Source organism: Haloplanus sp. (assembly GCF_028275055.1).
Lineage (GTDB): Archaea > Halobacteriota > Halobacteria > Halobacteriales > Haloferacaceae > Haloplanus.
Genome location: NZ_JAQCNJ010000006.1, coordinates 58,275 through 77,018, shown reverse-complemented (window position 1 = coordinate 77,018; position 18,744 = coordinate 58,275). Strand labels below are relative to the sequence as shown.

At 67.6% G+C, this 18,744-nt stretch carries 20 protein-coding genes and 1 tRNA gene; 12 read left to right on the top strand and 9 right to left on the bottom strand.

The window, feature by feature from the left end; translation table 11 throughout:
• The first annotated feature begins 13 nt into the window (after positions 1 to 13).
• From Q0925_RS00770 to Q0925_RS00755, 4 genes are all read left to right on the top strand, one after another.
• A complete protein-coding gene (locus Q0925_RS00770) occupies positions 14 to 427 on the top strand; it encodes a DUF5809 family protein (protein WP_349254378.1) in 414 nt (137 codons plus the stop codon).
• 44 nt (positions 428 to 471) lie between these two features.
• Positions 472 to 855 (top strand): hypothetical protein, encoded by a 384-nt coding sequence (locus Q0925_RS00765; protein WP_299330785.1) that lies wholly within the window; start codon positions 472 to 474, stop codon positions 853 to 855.
• Positions 848 to 1,399, top strand: coding sequence for an NUDIX hydrolase (locus Q0925_RS00760; RefSeq protein WP_299330783.1), 552 nt, complete (start codon positions 848 to 850; stop codon positions 1,397 to 1,399). The genes Q0925_RS00765 and Q0925_RS00760 overlap by 8 nt, the downstream gene beginning before the upstream one ends.
• A 287-nt stretch (positions 1,400 to 1,686) precedes the next feature.
• Complete coding sequence (locus Q0925_RS00755; RefSeq protein WP_299330781.1) at positions 1,687 to 3,663, top strand: aconitate hydratase; 1,977 nt, start codon at positions 1,687 to 1,689, stop codon at positions 3,661 to 3,663.
• A 1-nt stretch (position 3,664) separates the two neighbouring features.
• Here the strand turns inward: Q0925_RS00755 and Q0925_RS00750 are convergent, their stop codons facing one another.
• Positions 3,665 to 3,901 (bottom strand): DUF2061 domain-containing protein, encoded by a 237-nt coding sequence (locus tag Q0925_RS00750; RefSeq protein WP_299330779.1) that lies wholly within the window; start codon positions 3,899 to 3,901, stop codon positions 3,665 to 3,667.
• A gap of 100 nt (positions 3,902 to 4,001) precedes the next feature.
• The gene (locus Q0925_RS00745; protein ID WP_299330777.1) at positions 4,002 to 5,612 is read right to left on the bottom strand and encodes a thiamine pyrophosphate-requiring protein; all 1,611 of its coding nucleotides are present in this window, start codon (positions 5,610 to 5,612) and stop codon (positions 4,002 to 4,004) included.
• Positions 5,613 to 5,736: 124 nt separating this feature from the next.
• Between Q0925_RS00745 and ddh the strand changes: the two genes are divergently transcribed.
• Positions 5,737 to 6,675 carry a D-2-hydroxyacid dehydrogenase gene (gene ddh / locus Q0925_RS00740; protein WP_299330775.1) on the top strand — a complete coding sequence of 313 codons (939 nt, stop codon included), beginning with the start codon at positions 5,737 to 5,739 and terminating at the stop codon, positions 6,673 to 6,675.
• Positions 6,676 to 6,859: 184 nt separating this feature from the next.
• Positions 6,860 to 8,275 carry an MATE family efflux transporter gene (locus Q0925_RS00735; RefSeq protein ID WP_299330772.1) on the top strand — a complete coding sequence of 472 codons (1,416 nt, stop codon included), beginning with the start codon at positions 6,860 to 6,862 and terminating at the stop codon, positions 8,273 to 8,275.
• Here Q0925_RS00735 and Q0925_RS00730 read toward each other — a convergent pair.
• A complete protein-coding gene (locus Q0925_RS00730) occupies positions 8,272 to 8,955 on the bottom strand; it encodes a TenA family protein (RefSeq protein ID WP_299330770.1) in 684 nt (227 codons plus the stop codon). The genes Q0925_RS00735 and Q0925_RS00730 overlap by 4 nt on opposite strands.
• A 71-nt stretch (positions 8,956 to 9,026) precedes the next feature.
• Between Q0925_RS00730 and Q0925_RS00725 the strand changes: the two genes are divergently transcribed.
• Positions 9,027 to 10,058 (top strand): NAD(P)/FAD-dependent oxidoreductase, encoded by a 1,032-nt coding sequence (locus tag Q0925_RS00725; RefSeq protein ID WP_299330767.1) that lies wholly within the window; start codon positions 9,027 to 9,029, stop codon positions 10,056 to 10,058.
• Positions 10,059 to 10,061: 3 nt separating this feature from the next.
• On the opposite strand, the gene Q0925_RS00720 is transcribed toward Q0925_RS00725, so the two are convergent.
• The gene (locus Q0925_RS00720; protein ID WP_299330765.1) at positions 10,062 to 11,258 is read right to left on the bottom strand and encodes an MFS transporter; all 1,197 of its coding nucleotides are present in this window, start codon (positions 11,256 to 11,258) and stop codon (positions 10,062 to 10,064) included.
• A gap of 186 nt (positions 11,259 to 11,444) precedes the next feature.
• On the opposite strand from Q0925_RS00720, the gene Q0925_RS00715 reads away from it, so the two are divergent.
• Genes Q0925_RS00715 through Q0925_RS00705 form a run of 3 tightly spaced genes read left to right on the top strand, consistent with a single transcriptional unit; the run spans position 11,445 to position 13,556 of the window.
• Positions 11,445 to 12,932, top strand: coding sequence for a molybdopterin-dependent oxidoreductase (locus Q0925_RS00715; protein ID WP_299330763.1), 1,488 nt, complete (start codon positions 11,445 to 11,447; stop codon positions 12,930 to 12,932).
• Positions 12,933 to 12,985: 53 nt separating this feature from the next.
• Positions 12,986 to 13,258, top strand: coding sequence for a winged helix-turn-helix domain-containing protein (locus Q0925_RS00710; RefSeq protein WP_299330760.1), 273 nt, complete (start codon positions 12,986 to 12,988; stop codon positions 13,256 to 13,258).
• A gap of 1 nt (position 13,259) precedes the next feature.
• Positions 13,260 to 13,556: a hypothetical protein gene (locus tag Q0925_RS00705; protein WP_299330758.1), complete on the top strand. Its 297-nt coding sequence runs from the start codon at positions 13,260 to 13,262 to the stop codon at positions 13,554 to 13,556.
• Between the two features lie 456 nt (positions 13,557 to 14,012).
• Here Q0925_RS00705 and Q0925_RS00700 read toward each other — a convergent pair whose 3' ends face one another.
• On the bottom strand, positions 14,013 to 14,180 hold the full coding sequence (locus Q0925_RS00700) for a hypothetical protein (protein ID WP_299330755.1): 168 nt from the start codon (positions 14,178 to 14,180) through the stop codon (positions 14,013 to 14,015).
• A gap of 307 nt (positions 14,181 to 14,487) precedes the next feature.
• Between Q0925_RS00700 and Q0925_RS00695 the strand changes: the two genes are divergently transcribed.
• Entirely contained in the window at positions 14,488 to 14,631 is a 144-nt protein-coding gene (locus Q0925_RS00695; RefSeq protein WP_299330753.1) for a hypothetical protein, read from the top strand.
• 58 nt (positions 14,632 to 14,689) lie between these two features.
• Here the strand turns inward: Q0925_RS00695 and Q0925_RS00690 are convergent, their stop codons facing one another.
• The gene (locus Q0925_RS00690; RefSeq protein ID WP_299330751.1) at positions 14,690 to 15,133 is read right to left on the bottom strand and encodes a transporter; all 444 of its coding nucleotides are present in this window, start codon (positions 15,131 to 15,133) and stop codon (positions 14,690 to 14,692) included.
• 97 nt (positions 15,134 to 15,230) lie between these two features.
• Between Q0925_RS00690 and Q0925_RS00685 the strand changes: the two genes are divergently transcribed.
• Positions 15,231 to 15,316 (top strand) — tRNA-Ser (locus Q0925_RS00685).
• Here Q0925_RS00685 and Q0925_RS00680 read toward each other — a convergent pair.
• The 3 genes from Q0925_RS00680 to Q0925_RS00670 are packed head-to-tail and all read right to left on the bottom strand — an operon-like array spanning position 15,298 to position 18,684.
• Complete coding sequence (locus tag Q0925_RS00680; RefSeq protein ID WP_299330749.1) at positions 15,298 to 15,819, bottom strand: OsmC family protein; 522 nt, start codon at positions 15,817 to 15,819, stop codon at positions 15,298 to 15,300. The genes Q0925_RS00685 and Q0925_RS00680 overlap by 19 nt on opposite strands.
• Positions 15,820 to 15,859: 40 nt before the next feature.
• A complete protein-coding gene (locus Q0925_RS00675) occupies positions 15,860 to 17,602 on the bottom strand; it encodes a Rieske (2Fe-2S) protein (protein WP_299330747.1) in 1,743 nt (580 codons plus the stop codon).
• Positions 17,603 to 17,649: 47 nt separating this feature from the next.
• Entirely contained in the window at positions 17,650 to 18,684 is a 1,035-nt protein-coding gene (locus Q0925_RS00670; protein WP_299330745.1) for a zinc-dependent alcohol dehydrogenase family protein, read from the bottom strand.
• Positions 18,685 to 18,744 lie beyond the last annotated feature (60 nt).

Genomic DNA, 18,744 nt, shown 5'->3' with positions numbered 1-18,744 from the left:
GAAACGTATGGACGTGGAACGGGAGGGCGTGTTCGAACCCGAGACGCTCGAGTCGGCCCGGGAGGCATACGAGTCGGTGGGCCCGGCGGCCAAGACCGCCGTTCGGGAGACGGCGACCGCGATGGACTTCGGCAAGGAGGAGTATCACGACCGGGTGACGAGCGACGTGGTCGAGACGGCCCGGGACGCCATCTTCGCCTCGTTGCTCGTGGCTCGGGTCGCCACTTACGAGACGTTCGACTCGTGGCGCGACGATGCCGGCGTCGACGTGACGGTGCTCGGCAGTTCGGACGTGGACCGCGTCGGGTGGCACGTCGCTCCCTTCGGGGATGCCGCCGTCGCCGCTACGTTTCAGGACGAGCGTGAGGCGGCGGTCGCAACCGTTCGCAGGCAGGCGTTCGGGCGGTTGTACCGCGACCACCTGTAACCGGGGTGCGAAACGGGTTTACTCGGGGGGAGTCAAATCCGTTTGTGCGACCGATCACGCGCCGCGCGATACTCGGGTTCGCCGTCGTCTGTGTGTGCCTCCTCGCTCTCGGTGCCCTCCCCTCGCTGTTGGGGAGCGGCGATGCGTACTACATGACCGCGACGCCGACCGAGCGCGAGGGACCGGCGGTGAACGTCACCGACCTCTCCGAGCGCCGCTACCCCTACCTCACGGCCGCCATCGAAACGGGGCGTTCCGAGCCCTACCGGCAGGGCCCGTTTGGACTGAAGGAGTCGTTCGCCCACTCGCCGTTCGACGAGGAGGACGCGTTGTTCACGCGAAACCCCGACGCCCGTCGCGGCGGCGGCATCGTCGTCGTCGTCGACGGCGACGACCGGTATCTGATCGAGGTGACGCAAGGTGAGTGACCGTCCGTCGGACGACGCGACCGAGTGGCCGGTGATCGAGTCGGTCGTCGAGTACGAGAGCGGCTGGTACACCGGCGGCTACGACCTCGTCGAACAACCGGACGGGTCGACCAAGCGCTACTACTGGGCGGAACTGCCACCCGCCGTTGTGGTCGTCGCCCGGACCGACGACGAACTCGTTCTCGTCGAACAGTATCGGCCGGTGATCCGCGAGACACAACTCGAACTCCCGGCCGGCGTCGTCGAGACCGGCGAATCGTTCACCACCGCGGGGGCGCGCGAACTCCGCGAGGAGACGGGTTTTACCCCCGAGTCGACGGCGTTACTCCAGGAGTTCTGGACCGCGACCGGCGTGTTACGCCACCGCCGCGGTATCGTTTTCGCCGACGGGTTAGTCCCCGCGGAGCGGGACCTCGACAGCAACGAGTTTCTCTCGGTGCGGGCCGTTCCCGTCGAGGACGCCCTCGACGCCGCGCGGCGGGCTCCCACGAACGACGCCACCGTCGAGGGCGTGTTGTTGGCACGCGAGGAGGGGTTGTTGTAGGGGTCGTCCACGTGGGAGAGGTGGACCGGCGAACGGGTCGGCTTGGGTGGTAGCGGTGTTTTGCCGACATAGACAGTATGCTGGCCGTGACGGTCCCATCGTCAACGGCCGCCTCCACGGCGACCCCGGTCGTGGGCTTCCATCCTCGGGGTCGGGGTTGTGGTGGGCGCGGGCACACTCAGTGGTGGCTGCCCGGTATAACAGGCATCGGTGGAGACTCCGATCGATATGTTGTGGGGGCGACGGTGAAAACGATTATGTGACGGAGTCCGCAAGCCCAACTACCTATGGGACAAACGCTCACGGAGAAGATACTCGAGGCACACCGCGTCGATGGGACGGTGGAGACGGGCGAGGAGGTCGGCATCGAGGTGGACCAGACCATCGCCCACGACCTAACAGGGACGATGGCGTGGCTCCAGTTCGAGGCCTTAGGTCTCGACGAGGTACAGGTCGAGGTGGCCGGCCAGCACTGTGACCACCAGACCTACCAGCCCGATTTCAAGGTGTCCGACGACCACCGTTTTCTCCGCTCGGCGGCAGGCACGTACGGCGCGTACTTTGCACGGCCGGGGACCGGCATTCTCCACCAGGTCCACAAGGAAAACTACACCGCGCCGGGAAAGACCCTGCTCGGCGCGGACTCACACACCCCGACAGCGGGCGGTCTGGGCTGTCTCGGTATCGGCACCGGTGGTCTCGACGTGGCTACCGCGATGGGTGGCGCACCGTACTACATCGACGTACCGGAGGTCGTCAACGTCCGGTTGGAGGGTGAACTCCCCGAGTGGTCGACCGCCAAGGACGTGATTCTCGAACTCCTGCGCCGGTTCTCCGTCAAGTTCGGCGTCGGCAAGGTGTTCGAGTACACGGGACCGGGCGTCGGGAGTCTCTCGGCACACGAGCGAACCGTCATCACGAACATGGGGACGGAACTCGGCGCGACCACCTCCATTTTCCCCAGCGACGAGCGGACCGAGGAGTTTCTCGAACGGTTGGGTCGCGGCGAAGACTACGTCGAACTCTCGCCCGACGAGAACGCGGAGTACGACGACGAGGTGGTCGTCGACCTCTCGGAGATCGAACCACTGATCGCCTGTCCGTCGATGCCCGACAACGTCGTGCCGGTCCGCGAGGTGGCGGGCGAGAACGTCGATCAGGTTCTCGTCGGCTCCTGTACCAACGGCGCGTACGAGGACATCCTCCCGGTTGCGAAACTGCTCAACGGCCGGGAGACGGCGAGGCGGACGGAGACGATCATCGCCCCCGGGTCAAAACAGGCCTCGGAGATGCTGGCCCGGAACGGCTACACCGCGGAACTGATGGCGGCCGGTGTCAACGTCTCCGAGGCGACCTGCGGGGCGTGTATCGGTGCGGGTCACGTCCCCGCCTCGGACTCCGTGAGCGTCCGGACGTTCAACCGCAACTTCGAGGGCCGGTCGGGGATGGAGGAGGACGCGGTCTACCTGTGCTCGCCGGAGGTGGCCGCCGCGACGGCGCTGACGGGTGAGATCACCGACCCGCGGGATCTGGCCGCCGACCTCGGCGTCGACGCGCCGGGCGTCGAGATGCCCGAGTCCTACATCGGCACCAGCGAGGCGGACATCATCATGCCCGACGAGTCGGTCGACACCGGCCTCGTCAAGGGACCGAACATCGACGAGGTGCCATTGAAAAATCCGATGGGAAGCGACCTCTCGGGGCCGGCACTGTTGAAGATGCCCGACAACATCACCACCGACCACATCATTCCGGCGACACAGGAGGTGTCGGTCTACCGATCGAACGTGCCGAAGCTCTCGGAGTACACCCTCAAGCGAGTCGACGAGACGTTCGCCGGTCGGGCCGCCGAGGCCGACGGCGGCTTTCTCGTCGCCGGCGAGAACTACGGACAGGGCTCCTCCCGAGAACACGCCGCGCTCTGTCCGATGTATCTCGGTGTCCACGGCGTTCTCGCACAGTCCTTTGCCCGCATCCACAAGGCGAATCTCATCAACTTCGGGCTGTTGCCGTTGTCGGTCGACGCGGACGCCTACGAGCGCATCGAGCAAGGCGACACCGTCGAAATCGTCGATGACGCCGCCGAGGCGGTTCGGAGCGGGCAGGAGGCGTTCACGGTCCGTATCGGCGGCGAGTGGGAGACGACGGCGCGGCTAGACGCCAACGAGCGGGAACGTGAACTGCTGGTGAGTGGCGGAAAGCTTCCACACACGCGCAAGGAGTTCGCCGACACCGCGGGCACGGACGCCGGCAGCGCGGACTGAGTCAGGCGTTCGGGATGCCCCACGCGATCCGGTCCCACAGCCGTTCGTAGGCGTAGTACGTCGCCGTCTTTGCGAGGTTGGCGACGAGGCCGATACTCGCCGCCTCACCGAGGTCACCGACGACGACCAGCGCGACGGCGACGGTGATCACGATCATCAACAGCCGGTAACAGAGCGTCTTCACGATGGCGCGGGAGCGCGCCTGCCGTGGCCGACGACCCCCAACGCTCGACGACATGGCTCATGCTACGGGACGGTTCGAAATAAACATAACCACAAACGCCAAGCCGTGGGAACGGGTGTAACCGGGTTCGGTTATGTTCCGGTCGACACGACGCTCACTCCAGATCGGGTCGCGACTTCTTTGTGTACTTCTGAGTCATAAACTCAAGCATGGTCGGCGTGCCGTTCTCGACCTTTTCGACCCCGCGTCTGATCGCGGGAGCGACCTCCCCGGGGTCCTCGATCCGTTCGCCGTAGCCGCCGAGCGCCTCGGCCACCTCGGCGTAGTTGCCGAAAAAGGGCGTGTCGTAGGAGGCCATCTCGCGGTTGTTGAGGTAGATGGTCAGGACCGGGATATCCTCGCGGGTGGCCGTCTCGAAGTCCATGCCGAGCATCCCGACAGCGCCGTCGCCCCAGACGTTGATACAGAGCTTCTCGGGGTGAGCGAGCTTCGCACCCATCGCGAGGCCGAGGCTGTAGCCGAGTTGTGTCGTCTTCCCCCAGCCCATGTAGGAGAGGGGCTCGGTCACCTCGAAGAACGCGGACATAAAGTCCCGCGGGTTGCCGGCGTCCGCGGTGGCGATGATGTTCTCCTTGTCGACGACGTTGTCGAGTTCGTTGACGACCCGGTAGGGGTTGATCGGCGTCGAGTCGTCGGTGAGGTCGTCCTCCCAGTCGGCGAGCCACTCCTCGCGGATGGCGTCGATCTCGGAGACGACGTCGTCGTAGCGGCCGCGGTCGTCGTCGACCCGGCCCTCGACCTCCTCGATGAGTGCCTCGAGGGTGAGTTTGGCGTCGCCGATCACCGCGAGATCCGACTTCACGTCCTTATCGACGTCGCTCGGATCGTTTGTCGAGTGGATGATGGTGTTGTCCTCCTCGGGCGGCGTGATGCCGTACGCCGTCTTGGTGAAACTACACCCGACGCCGAACAGGACGTCGGCCTTGTTGATGAAGTGGTTGAGCTGTCGGGGCTCGCTTTTCGACCCCGCACCGAGCGCGAGCGGATGGTCCTCGGGGAAGGCGCTCTTGCCGTTGAGACTCGTTGCCACAGGGGCTTCCAGCAGTTCCGCGAGTTCCTTCAGCGGCTCCCAGCCTTTCGCGTAGTGGACGCCCTGGCCGGCGTAGATGACGGGCACGTCGGCGGCGACGAGTTCGTCGGCCGCCGCCGCAACGGCGTCGGGATCGGGGGCCGTCCGCGTCGACGAGGTGGGTTCGTAGTCGAGGTCACCGACCTCCTTCGAGAACATATCCTTCGGAATCTCGACCAGTCCGGGGCGCTGTCGTCCGTTCCGGGCCGCTTGGAACGCGCGCCGGACCGTCTCCCCGACGGCGTCGGCGTCGGTCAGTTGTTCGGCCGTCTTGGTGACCGACTGGTAGGTGACGAGCGAACTGAACTTGGGGTCGGTGTTCGTCTTTGCACGGGAGTACCCCGCCGGGAGCGCGACAAAAGGCGCCGATTCGGCGTATGACTGTGCGACTCCACCGACGGAGTTCTCCGTGCCGGGACCGTGTTGACAGGCGAACGCCTCCACCTGATCGCCGGAGGTGACCCGGGCGATGCCGTCGATCATGTGGGCCGCGGTCCGCTCCTGCCGGGTGACGATGGGGCGGATTCCCGCCTTTTTCGCCGCCTCGTCGTCAAAGAGGGGGTGGCTCGGGAATCCAATCAGGTGTTCGACACCTTCTTCGGCCAAGATTTCGGCAATGGCATCTGTTACGTTCATCGTAACGAGGTACATACCCCCCCGGGATTGTAAAGTTAATTTTTATTAAAGATAAGGACAGATACCTAACCGATACTCGGCATCTGTCGAAACGTTGAATACACACAGCGCGGATGTCGGAGGTATGCCCGATCGACCGAGCCTCGAACGGCTCTGTATCCACGAAACGGTTGGTCAAAAGATCCCGGTCGAGGCGTTCGCGGACGCCTTCGATGATCTAAACGTGCCGGTCGAAATCGTCGGCGACGACGAGACGTTCGACGAGACGGACGCGGTGGCGTCCTTCCGCCCTCGCGAGGCGTTTCTCGACGCCGGCTGGACCCACTGCATCCGCGCGGGGTACGACGAGTTCGACACCGAGGCCTACGACGCGGCGGGCGTCCCCCTGACAAACAGCACGGGCATCCACGACACGACCGTCGGCGAGATCGCCATCGGCTACATGGTGTCGCTGGCGCGGATGCTCCACATCTACCGCGACCATCAAAACGAGAACGACTGGCTCGAACCGGAGTACGAGCGTCCGTTTACCGTCGAGAACGAGCAGGTGTGTGTCGTCGGTCTCGGGACGCTCGGACAGGGCGTCGCCAAGCGAGCCGACGCCCTCGGGATGGAGGTCGTCGGCGTCCGGCGCTCCGACGAACCCGTCCCCGGCGTCTCGGAACGCTACCACCCCGACGACCTGCATGCGGCCATCGCCGACGCGCGCTTCGTCGTCATCGCCGTCCCCCACACCCCCGAGACCGAGGGGATGTTCTCCGCGCCCGAGTTCGAGCGGATGCGCGATGACGCCTACCTCGTCAACATCGCCCGCGGTCCCATCGCCGACGAGGACGACCTGATCGACGCCCTCGACGCCGGGGCCATCGCCGGCGCAGGGCTCGATGTCTTCGAGACCGAACCGCTTCCGGAGGACAACCCGCTGTGGGACTTCGAGGACGTCATCATCTCGCCACACCGCGGCTCTGCGACGAACCGCTACCACCTCGATATCGCCGACCTCGTCAAGGAGATCTTCGAACAGTACCAAACCGGCGAGGCCATCCGCAACCGGGTCGCCTGACTATCGTACGGCGCCACCACGAAGCCGGTGGCTCGGGGCCGTCGAACGTTCACGATCGCTTACGACCGCCACCGCCCGATCGGGATGGATTTCGGCGGGCTGTGCCGCGCCGTTCGGGTGCCCGTCCCATGACCGTCGCCGCCGAGACACAACACTCGTATATCGGTAGCCGTTATGACCGTCGATGGCCCGCCGACCGCTCGCCGCCGTCGCCGGCGTTCTTGACCGCGCCGGGGTCATCGACCGTCGGCGCTTCGGCGAGACGTTCGACCTCGCGTGGCCCCGAGTCATCACCGGGCTCGCCATCATGTCCAAGAGCACGGTCGACCTCGCGATGGTCGGCTGGGACGTTGGGACGGCGGCCGTCGCCGGGCTTGCATTCGCCAACGCCTACTGGCAGGTCGGCAAGTTTCTGGGTATCGGCCTTGCGGGGGGAACGGTCACGCTCGTCTCACAGGCCTACGGTGCGGAGCGGTACGAGCGCGCGAGCGCGACGGTGGCGGTGAGTCTGGTCGTCGCCGCCGCCATCGCAACGCCCATCGCCTTGGTATACGCCGTGTTCGCACCGGATCTCGTCGGACTTCTCGGCTCCGACCCCGAACCGCTCGGCCACGCGGCGACATACCTCGCCATCGTCGCGCCCGGTCTCGCCTTCGAGTTTCCGAACCTGATCGCCAGCCGGACGTACGCTGGCGTCGGCGACACGGTGACGCCGATGACGATCCGGGCGGGCGGTGCGGCGCTCAACATCGTGCTCTCGGCGGTGCTGATCTTCGGCTACGGCCTCGGCGTCGCGGGGGCCGCCCTCGGAACGACCCTCGCCACCGGCGGCGTCGCCCTCGTCTTCGGCTGGGGACTAACCGGGCGCACGTACGCGGGCAGAGGGAGGTGTCCGGTCTCGGTCTCGCGGGCGACGCTCCGATTCGGCGGGGTCGCCGTCCTGACCCGGCGGCTTCTCGTCGTCTCCGCGCCGCTGATGGCTCGCCGCACCGCGGAGATGCTCGTTGCCTTCCCGCTGGTGGCCATCGCCGCCACGTTCGGCCCCGCCATCGTCGCCGCCTACGAGGTGGCCCGTCGCGTCCGGACGCTGATGGACAGCTTCTCGTGGGGCTTTTCCATCGCCGCGAGCACGCTCGTCGGCCAGCGTCTCGGCGCGGGCGACGAGGCCGACGCCGAGGCCTACGGCCGGGCGATCATTCGCCTCTCAGCGACGGTGTACGTCGTCGCGGCGACGGCCGCGTTCGCACTGTCCCGACGGATCGCCGGGCTGTTCGTGTCCGATCCGGCCGTTGTCGCCGTCGCAACCGGGTTCGTTGCGGCGGCGGCCGTCAGTGTCGTGTTTCTCGGCGTCGACGGCTCCGCGACCGGAACGCTCCGGGGAGCGGGCGACACCCGCTACCCCTTCGTCACGTCGCTCGTCGGCCGATACGGGTGTGCACTCCCCGTCGCCGCGTTGGGGCTCGTGACGCCGCTCGGATCGACGGCGTTGCTCGGCGCGTTCGTCGTCGAGACGGCGGTCCCCGCCGGACTGAACGTCGCACGCGTCCGGTCGAACCGCTGGAAGGCGATCGGGCGTGCACACGTCGCCGCCGGCGACTAGCCGTCGTATGCGGCGTCGAAAAACTCCCGTTCGAGTTCGACGGTCCGCCGGAACAGGCGTTCGATCCGTTGTGTGCGACGCGGGGAGGCGGCGGCGAGTTCGCGGTCGAGTTCCGATCGGAGCCAGTCGACGACGGAGACGAACTCGGGGGTCGCGTGCAGGTCGATCCACTCCGAGAGGTAGAACCGGTCGGGGTAGGGCTCGTCGATTCCGGTCGCCCACGTCTCGTACGCCCACTCGGCAGGCACCAGTACCGCGAGCGTCTCGCCGTAGCCGCCCTCGGTCGCGGCGCGTCCGAGCAGATCCACGAACGCCCGTGTCGTCGGGGTCGGTTCTGCGTCGCCGTCGGTTCCGAGCGCGTCGAACGATCGCTCGAAATAGTCGTTTTCCTCGTCGGTGAGGGTACACAGAAACGTCGCGAGACGGCCCTTGGCAGCCATCGACGGCGCCGCACCGAGCGCGTGGCCGAACGCGCCGACGAGTGTCTCGACGAACGCGTAATCCTGCTCCAGATACCGGCGAAACACCGCGTCCTCAAGGGTTCCGTCGCCGAGTTCGCGGACGAACCGGTGCTCGACCGCGTCGTGCCACGCGGGTTCGGCGCGGTTGCGGAGCCAGTCGGTGGGCCGGACACCGGCGCGGTCGGAGGGGTCCGTCTCGAAGGGGTCGGAGTCGGACATACCCACGAGTGATCCCGCGGACCGACCTATATCTTGCCGTGGGGTTTTACTGCTGGGGCCGAAGTGTGTGTATGACCGAAATCGGCGTGGTCGGTGCGGGCGCGGCTGCCGCCGCGGCCTGTTACGTTCTCGACGAGACGGTTCCCGAGGCCTCGATCACCGTTTTGGAGAAGTCGGGAGGGCTCTGTGGCCGGGCGGCGACCCGTCGCCGGGGCGGCGTAACATACGACTACGGCGCGAACTACCTCAAGGACAACGACGACCGTGTGGTCGACCTCGTCTCGGAGTTCGACGATGGCCTCGTCGAGGTGGCGGGCGACATCGACGTTTTCGACCGGACGGGGACGGTGAGTGAGGGGCGAGAGGCCGACGAGCGAAAGTTGACCTACCGGAGCGGACTGACCCGCCTCGCAAAGAGCCTGTTCGGGGCGACCGACGCGACCATTCACCGACGAACACGCGTCGAGCGCCTCGCGCGGGCGGATGGGTCGTGGACACTCACCGACGCCGATGGGGAGCGCTGGGGGCCGTTCGACGCCGTCGTCTGCAACCCGCCGGCCCCACAGACAGCGGACCTGTTGGCGGAGGCGGACTGGGACGCCGAGGCGAGAACGGAACTCGTCGCCGCCGCCCGGGACATCGACTACCGGGCGGTGTGGACGGCCGTTCTCGGCTACGAGTTCGAACTCGACCGGCCGTACTACGGGCTGGTGAACACGGACAAGGAACACGCGGTCGGCTGGATCAGCCGCGAGGAGTGCAAGCCGGGCCACGTCCCGGACGGCGAGTCGGTGCTTGTGGTGCAGGCCGGCGGCGAGTGGTCCGCCGACCGCTACGACGAACCGCCGGCCGACAACGTCGCCGTTCTCGCGGAACACGCCGCCGGTATCGTCGGTGACGACCGTCTGGCCGGTCCGGCGTGGACCGACCACCAAGGGTGGCGCTACGCGCTGCCGGAGTCGGGGCTCCGGACGGGGGTTCTCGACGGGGCAGAGAACGACGGACTGTACGCCGTCGGCGACTGGGTCACCGGCGAGGCGCGCCTCCACGCCGCCGTCCGAAACGGCTTGGACACCGGTGAGCGACTGGCGTCCGCGTTGTGAGCGTCAGCCCTCGGTCTCGGTCACCTGGCCGCCGGCCCGGAGAAAGACGGGAATCGTCACCGCCGCGATGGTGAGTTCGAGGCCGCCGACGAGGAGAAAGGCCGCCGGGTAGCCGTAGGCGTCTGCGGCGACACCGCCGAGGAGGATGCCGACGAGAAAGCCGACGCTTCCGGCGATGTTGAATCCGGCCATGGCGACGCCCCGTTCGTCCGGCGCGGCGAGGTCGGTCACCAGTGCCATCGTCGCGGGGACCATCAACGCGCCGAGAACGCCGACAACGACCATCGCCGCCTGTGCAGCCCGGACCGTCGCCGCCGCACCGACGAGGATCACCGCCCCGCCGTACAACGCCGACCCCGCGACGATCGGGAGCCGTCTGCCGATCCGGTCGGAAACAACGCCGAAGGGGTACTGCAGGAGGGCGAACGGGACGAAAAACAACGCGAGCGTCAGCCCGGTCGCGCCGGGACTCAGCCCGAAGACGGTCCGGAAGTAGAGCGTGCCGACCAGCGAGAAGAATCCGGCGGTCAGGCGGTCGACAAAGCCGAAGGCGTAGGGGAGAGCGAGCCGTGGCGTCCGGCGGAGGCCGTCGAGCGGCGACCGGTCGGCCGAGCGTCCGTCCAAGGGTGCGTCGTCGATGAACAGGGGGACGGCGACGGCGAGAACACAGAGAACGGCGCTGGCGGCGTAGAGCGGGACAAGCGGGCCGATCTCGTAGAGAACGCCACCGATCGGTGCGCCCGTGGCCGTCCCAAGCCCGATTGCGATACCACCGGCGCCCATGTTGCGACCGTGTGAGCCCTCCAGATCCATCAGCATCGTCATCGACAACGAGAACGCCCCGACCGTGGCGGCCCCCTGCAGGGCACGGAGCACCAGAACCGCCTCAAAGGAGACGGCGACGGCGGCGGGCAACACCACGAGCAACGCGTAGCCGAGTCCCCCGAGAACAGCACTGGCGGCGACAAAGGGGACCCGCCGGCCGGCGGCGTCGCTTGCGGCCCCCCATGGAACGGCGAAGGCGACAAAGGCGGCGAACTCGGCGGTCAGAAACCACATGCTCGCGTCGAGACCGGCCGTCTCGGCGCCGAGCGCCGCGACCAGCGTATCGACGCCGGGGTACAACAGAACCTGTGCCAACAACACCGCGTACACCACCACCGCGAGGGCGACACGACTCCGGGATTGACTGGACGACACGTAACGGCGATACCGAGGCCGTCGCCTACTGTCTTTCGACGCACTCCGATCGAATTCTAGACGGAGTTCGGACGGAAGTTGAGAAACGCCTTACACGTCACCGCCCTTCGGTGGAGGTATGATCCGATCGAACCGACGCGGGTGGCGTCGAACGAACGCGGACGCGGCGGACTGTCGGGGTGGGGCGTGACCCCCCTACCGTGGCGGCGGGTCGTTCTCGGCGGCACCGTCGCGTTCGCGGCCGGGACGGCCGCAGTCGCCGGGTCCTACGCCGTTGTCGGCGGGTCCACGGCGTTTGTCGCGGCGACGATAGCGAACACGATGGTGACGCTGACACCGGCCGCCATCGTCACGTTCGCCATCACCGTTCTCGGGGACATAGGGAGCGACCTCGCCTACCTCTCGGGGCTCGCGGCCACCGTGGTTGCACTCGGGGCGGTCGCCGGCGGTGCGCGACTCGTCGCGGCCCGGCGCGGCCGACGGACCGTCTCGCCGGCGGCCGTGGGCGTCGCCATTGCCGCCGTTTCGGTCGGCCTGTCAGGGTCGGTTCCCTCGGCACTCGGGGCCGCGGTCGGTGGGGCGTTGGTGTCTGTCGCCGCCGACCTCCGGGAACCGACCGCGGCGGCGGTCGATGTCGACGACTCGCGGCGGACGGTGCTCGCGGGCGCCGCCGCCCTCGCGGTCGGTGTCGTCGGCGTCGGTGGGCGGCGAGCGGTGGACGACAGCGGGGTCGGAACGGACGCCGCGAGTACGGAGCCGGTCCCCGAGGACGTGGCGACCTTGCTCGACGAGGCCGAGTCAAAGTCGTTGTCGGTCGACGGGCTGGAACCGCTGGTCAGCGACTCCTTCTACCGCGTCGACGTCGCCAACGTCGATCCCGATCCGGCCCGTGAGGACTGGTCGATGCGGATTCACGGCGCGGTCGACGAGGAGACGACGATCACCGTCTCGGATATCGAGGCGATGGAGCAGGAACACCGCTTTGCGACGCTTCGGTGTGTGGGTGAGTCGCTCAACGGAAGGAAACTCGATAACGCGCTGTGGACGGGCGTCCCGCTCGCGACGTTTCTCGAGGAGGCGGGGCTACAGGGTGAGTACGTCATGCTTCGGGCGGCCGACGGCTTCTACGAGGAGTTCCCGGTCGACGCACTCGAAGAGGGATTTCTCGCGGTCGGAATGAACGGCCGGCCGCTCCCCCGGGGTCACGGCGCGCCGGCACGGGCGCTGATCCCGGGCCACTGGGGCGAAATCAACGTGAAATGGCTCACTGAAATCGAAATCCTCGACGAACCCGCGACGGGCTACTGGGAGGAGCGCGGCTGGCACGGCACAGGCCCGGTCGAAACGGTGGCCAAACTCTGGGCGGAGAACCGTCTCGACGACGGCCGGATCGAGGTTGGCGGCACGGCCTACGCCGGGACGCGTGGGATCGACCGTGTCGAGGTATCGACCGACGCCGGAGCGACGTGGGTCGAGGCAGAGCTTTCGGAGCCGTTGCCGGGCGACGACGTGTGGCGACAGTGGGTCCACCGGTATGAGGCCGGGAACCGCCACGAGGTGGTCGTTCGCGCCGTCGACGGAACGGGGACCGTCCAACCACAGGAGGAGGCGGAGGCGTTCCCCAGTGGACCGAGTGGGTGGGTCTCGAAGACGGTCGATCCACGGTCGCTGTGACCGAGGCGAACTGTTTTGCGCCCACCGCTCACCACCACTTACACAGCGCCCAAATGGAGAAGGCACTCTGGTACCTGCTCGCCGGGACGCGTGGCGGCGAGAACCGCGCGCGGATCATCCGTCTCCTTGACGAGCGACCGCGTAACGCGAACAAACTCTGTGAGGCGCTCGACATCGACTACAACTCCGTTCGCCACCATCTCGACATGCTCGAAGATCACGACGTCGTCGAGAGCGGCGATCAGGAGTACGGCCGCCTCTACTTTCTCACCGACCGGTTCGACCGCCACCGCGACCGGTTCGAGGAGATAACGGAGCATATCTGAAATGAACATGACACCACTGCTGTCGGTTGCAGCCGTCCTGTCCGCGCTGAACATCGGCCTGCTTGCCACCCTGCTCGTCGTGTGGGGGCGAAACTACCGCCGGTTCGGCACCCCGCTCACGCTGGGTTTCGTCGCGTTTGCGGGTGTTCTCGCCGTCGAGAACGTCGTCGCCATCGGCTTTTTCATCAGTTCGGGGATGTTGTACGCCGCCGACCCGGCCGCACAGACGACGGTGGTCGCGATGCGGGCGCTCCAGTTCGTCGCCCTCGGGTTTCTCACCTCCGTCACGCTCCGGTAAGGCCAAGCGGGGTGGCTGTCCGACTCCGCACACGACCGTTCTGTACGGTCCCCGTTTCGCTCACAGGCCACGGCAAGCGACGCGGCGGCGTTCGGGACACCGCTCGTCGTCCCGTTCTCCTCTCCGTGGCAGATCCGGTCGTTCCGGATCGGTTGGCTGGGGTTGGGAGACGTGAGTGGAGCGAACGCGACGCGTTCGGTCGATGCCATCGGATGTGTGGTGTCGTAGGACGCCTGTTTCCGGTCGCGACTGGGGCGCGATTACGGCGGGTTATCGACCGACAGCACGGAAACGACGGACGGACGCGAGCCACGTCGGGCCTGCCATCGGGCATGGTCGGGGTGTACGCACGAACGCCTGCCACGGGTGGTCGAAACGCGCGGCGAGGCCCCTCGGTGGCGGTGTCCGGGTCGGGTCAAACGGGTGTTCGGAGGGCCCGCGAAAACACAGCGCGGACTAGCGCGTCGGTTCCATCGTCAGGTCGCTTGCGATCCAACCGTCCGTGTTGCCGGACTCGAGAAACACCGTTCGACCGGGACAGCTCTCACAGACCGACACCCTGGGCGTTTCGGGCGACTGTGGCTCCCCGTCATCGTCCGTGTGGGACCGTTTACCAGTTGGCATTGACACTGTTTAGGTAACCCTAAAATAAAAAGTATGCGGTTCGTGGCAGCCGATAGTGTGGCCCAGGACGTGACGTGGGCGTGTGTCCGGAGCTATGCCCGGGTGGCTCGGCGTGTCGGCCGCCGTCGCGGCCCATCGGCGGCGGCCGTGGTCGTCTGCTCCTCCGGCCCGAGACGTCCGGAGCGGGTGCCCGGTGAGAACCGTCATGACGGCTGTCGTGGCCCTCAGACGGGGGCACAGCCGGTGATCGGAGCGGCAGAACGTTTTTTATTCAGAACGCCGTCATGTTCGAACGGGGTGACGGCAGATGACCCTCGTACCACACGTGCCAGCGGACGAACCGACACGTGACCGTACGCTTCCCGATTTCGACGAAATCGTCGAGCGCATCGTCTACGGTGACTCGTCGTCGGTGCGTGGCCGAGGCGACCGGCACACCCCGACGACGTAACTCGCCACGGCAACCTGTCGACCGCCGGGATCCGGCGGTCGGCGTCGGTTTCTACCGGTCAGAGCAGGACGCCGCCGATAACGAGTAGCCCGACGGCCGCACCCGTCGCGGCGACAAAAAACGGCGTCGCCGCGCGTGCGGGCTTTCGCACCCTTCGCTCGTCGACGCCGTCGAGAAGGCGGCCCGACCCCGCCTCAATGAGACCGGCCATGGCGAGCCACAACCCGACCATCGCGAGAACGAGGTAGCCACGCGTAGACCCAAAGAGCGTCTCGGCGGTGTACCGTGTTCCAGCGAGATGGCCGCCGGTGAGCAAGAGAACGACCGACGCGACCCGTGACCCCCACCGGAGGCGACCGATCAGCCCGCCGAGCACCGTTGCACCGAGGTCGCCGTCGCGGGCGGCGGGCAGCAGTCCGCCGGCCACGAACAGAACGCTGCCGGCCCACAGACCGGCAACCAGCAGGTGTATCGCGTTTATCGCCGTGTCGACCGTCGCCATGGTCGCGGCTCGGGCTACGGCGACTTCAATCCGCGGGATCGGGAGCCGGCGTCGAATCGAAACCGATTAAACGCCCGCACGATCATACTCATCATGTGCCGAGGTAGCCTAGCCCGGCCAAGGCGGTTGCTTCGAGAGCAACTGTCCGTTCAGGACACATGAGTTCAAATCTCATCCTCGGCGCTTTTTTCGAACGCCCATTCGGTGGTCGCGTCCGGCGTGTCGACCAGCGTCCGGTACACCACACAGTACCGCTCGGTCGCCTCCTGAATCGCCGCCGCCGTCTCCGGGTCGAGGTCACCCGATAGCGTCGCGTCGAGGCGGATGTCCTGAAACCCGACAGGGACGTCGGCGACACCCATCGTTCCCCGGAGATCCAGGTCGCCCTCGACACGGACCGACACCGTGGCGTCGACGCCGAAGTTTTCGATCACCGCCTGTGCGGTCAGTTGCGAACAGGCGGCGAGCGCACCGAGCAGGAGGTCGCCCGAACAGGCCGCGGTGCCGGAGCCACCCGCGCCCTCGTGGAGTTCCGCCTCGTAGACGGCCTCACCCACCGCGACACTGCAGGCCGTCGCGTCTGCCGCCTCGTCACCGGTGGCCGTGAGCGTCACCTGCGCCGCCTCGGGGTCGGACTCGTAGGTTTCTTTCAGCGGTGCCTGTCGCTCGTGGAGATTCCTCGCCATGTGTACCGTGGATTGAGCGGGAGAAAAAGCGTTCCGGGCGTCAGGCCTCGTGAAGGGTCTCGCCTCTGGCGAGGCGCTGGGCCATCCGGAAGGTCTGTTCGCCCTCTCGACGGGTGGGCGTGTGGGCCGCGAGGTAACGCGCCGTCGCGACGAGGTGGGCGCGTCCTCGGCGCTCCCGACCGTTCGCGGCCGCAGCGTCGTACCGGGACACGGCCGCCTCGACGTTCTGTCGCGGGTGGAAGCCGACGTCCTCGCGCAACAGCGCCTCGCCGATCGCGCGCTTCAGACCGGCGGCGTCGCCACCGGCCGCGAGATACTCGGCCACGAGTCGGCCGGCGCGGGACACGGTGTCGTCGGCCTCAACCTCGAACGTCTCCAACAGGTCGTCGAGAACGGCGTCCGGGTCGGCGTCGCCGTCGGGATCGGGCAGGGGGGCTGGCGGCGTGTTGAGAAAGCGGTCGAGGTAGACGCTCATCGCTCCGTCGAAAACGGCGCGGTAGAGTTCGGGGGCGTCGGTGCGCCCAGCGAGGCCACAGACCGCGTTCGCGTACGTGTAGGTGTGATGCACTGTGTTCCAGTCGCGGAACTCGTTTGCCGTGCCGAACTGCGCGACCCGTCTGGCGGCGGCGTCGGCGACCGCTCGGGCGAGGGCGGCGGCGCTCGCCCCCGCCTCGATGGCGTCGGTCAACGTATCCATCACAGCGTGGGGGTCGTCGGCGAGGAGCCGGTCGACGAAGCCGTCCGGTTCGGTCCACGTCTTCTTCTCGCCGGTCTCGATCAGGTCGGGAAGCGCGTCGCTCGCCTCGACGACGAGGCCGGCCACGTCGACGGGTTGGCGCCACGCCGACCGCTCCTCGGCGCGGTCGGCCGAGGCGAGCGCGGGCACGAGGCTGGGGAGAACGGCGTCGGCGTGGTCCCAGCCGATCCGGTCCAGCAGTTCGAAGGCCTTGTTCGCGAAGTCGAGGCGGTGACCGGAGTCGAGATACCGGTGGTCGGTCGCCGCGGCAACAACGGTTCCGGCGAGTGCCGACTCGTCGGCGTCGCTCGCGATGGCCGCCCGGAGTACCCGCTCCGCGCCGTCGGCGTCCCGAAGCTCGATCGTTTCTCTGAACCAGTCGGCGAGGCGGTCGGGGGCGACGCCGTCGGTCGACAACGGCTCCTGAACGAAGAAGGGGGGTTCGCCGGCGCAGTCGTCGGCCACCGCTCCGAGGCCGACGTAGCGGGCCCGCCGCCGGTCCTCGGGCCGGAGGGCGTCGTGGAGGTTCGCCATCGCCGTCATCGTCGTCAGCCCCCTGCCCCACCCGTTCTCGCGGTACCGTGTCCCGAAGGCCGTCCCCACCTCCAAGGGGACCGTCGGCGCGACGCCGGCGTCGTCGAGGCCAAGAACCGCCTTGGCAACGACGAGGTCGAGTGACTCCCGGAGGCCGTGGTCGAGGCGCTCCTCCCAATGGGTCGCCGGCGGCGTCTCGCGGTCGGGATGTGGATCGACGTACACGTCGCCGTCCCGCACCTCGACCGGGAAGGCGGTGACGTCGTCGGCGAATGGGTCGAGCGTATCACCACAGGAGAGTTCAAAACGGGCGTGGTGCCACGGGCAGGTGAGAATGCCGTCGTCGACGGACCCCTCGGCGAGGGGAAAGCCCATGTGGGGACAGCGGTTGTCGACGGCGTGAAACGATCCCTCGTGGTAGAAGAGACCGATGGGTCGACCGTCGGCGGTGACGACCTGCGGACTCGCCTCGCGGGCCTCGTCGGCGGCGGCGACGCGTTCGAATCCGGTCATAGCACGCCATAGCGCACCGAGGGGAATAAGCGTGGCTCGCGTGCCCGTTACGGCTTCACGAGCACCTTGATCGCCTCGCGGTCGTCCATCAGCCGGTAGCCCTCGGGGACTCCGTCGAGGCCGACCGTCTCGGTGAAGACCGGCGAGGGGTCAAGCGTGCCGTCCAGTACGTCGGCCATCAGTTCCTCGGTGTAGGCCCGGACGGGGGCGACGCCGCCACGGAGGGTTACGTTGTCGCCGAACATGCCGTACAGGTCGAGTTCGTCGACGCCGTGGGGGACGCCGACGTAGCCAACGGTGCCGCCGGGACGAGCCATCGAGATGGCGGCGTTCATCGACGACGACGCGCCGACACACTCGACGACGTGATTCGCGCCGCCGTGGGTCAGTTCCTGGACCCGTTCGATGGCCGTGTCGCCGCGGGCGGCAACGGTGTCGGTCGCGCCGAACTCCTCGGCGACGGCGAGACGGTCCTCGTGGTGGCCAACGGCGACGATTCGCTCCGCGCCGAGGCGGCGGGCGGCGAGAACCGCACACAGGCCGACCGCGCCGTCGCCGACGACGACGCAGGTGGCCCCGGCGTCGACGCCGGCACTGGTGGCGGCGTGGTGGCCCGTCCCCAACACGTCGGTCAACGGGAGAAGCGCCCGGAGGGTGTCCTCGTCGTCGGCGTGGCGGTCGGGAACCCGAACGAGCGTGCCGTCGGCGTGGGTCGAACGGACGTATTCGCCCTGCCCACCGCCGTTCGCCCCGCCCCACGAATCACCGTCGACACAGGAGGTGTGCAGGCCTTTCCGACAGAACTCACAGGCGCCACAACTGATCCGAAAGGGGGCGAGTACGCGGTCACCAGGGTTGACCGAGCGCACGTCGTCACCGACCGCCTCGACGATTCCCATAGGCTCGTGGCCGACAGCCGAGCCGACCTCCCGGTCGCTCTCGCCGCGGTAGAACCACAGGTCTGAGCCACAGACCGCGGTGTGGGTGACGCGGACGATGGCGTCGGTTGGGGCCTCGAGTTCGGGCTTTGGACGCTCCTCGATCCGGATATCGCCGGGACCGTGATACGTTGCGGCGCGCATACCACACCACCGACCCCGAGGGGTAAAATGGACACGCCGGGACACCGAACGATCACGCCA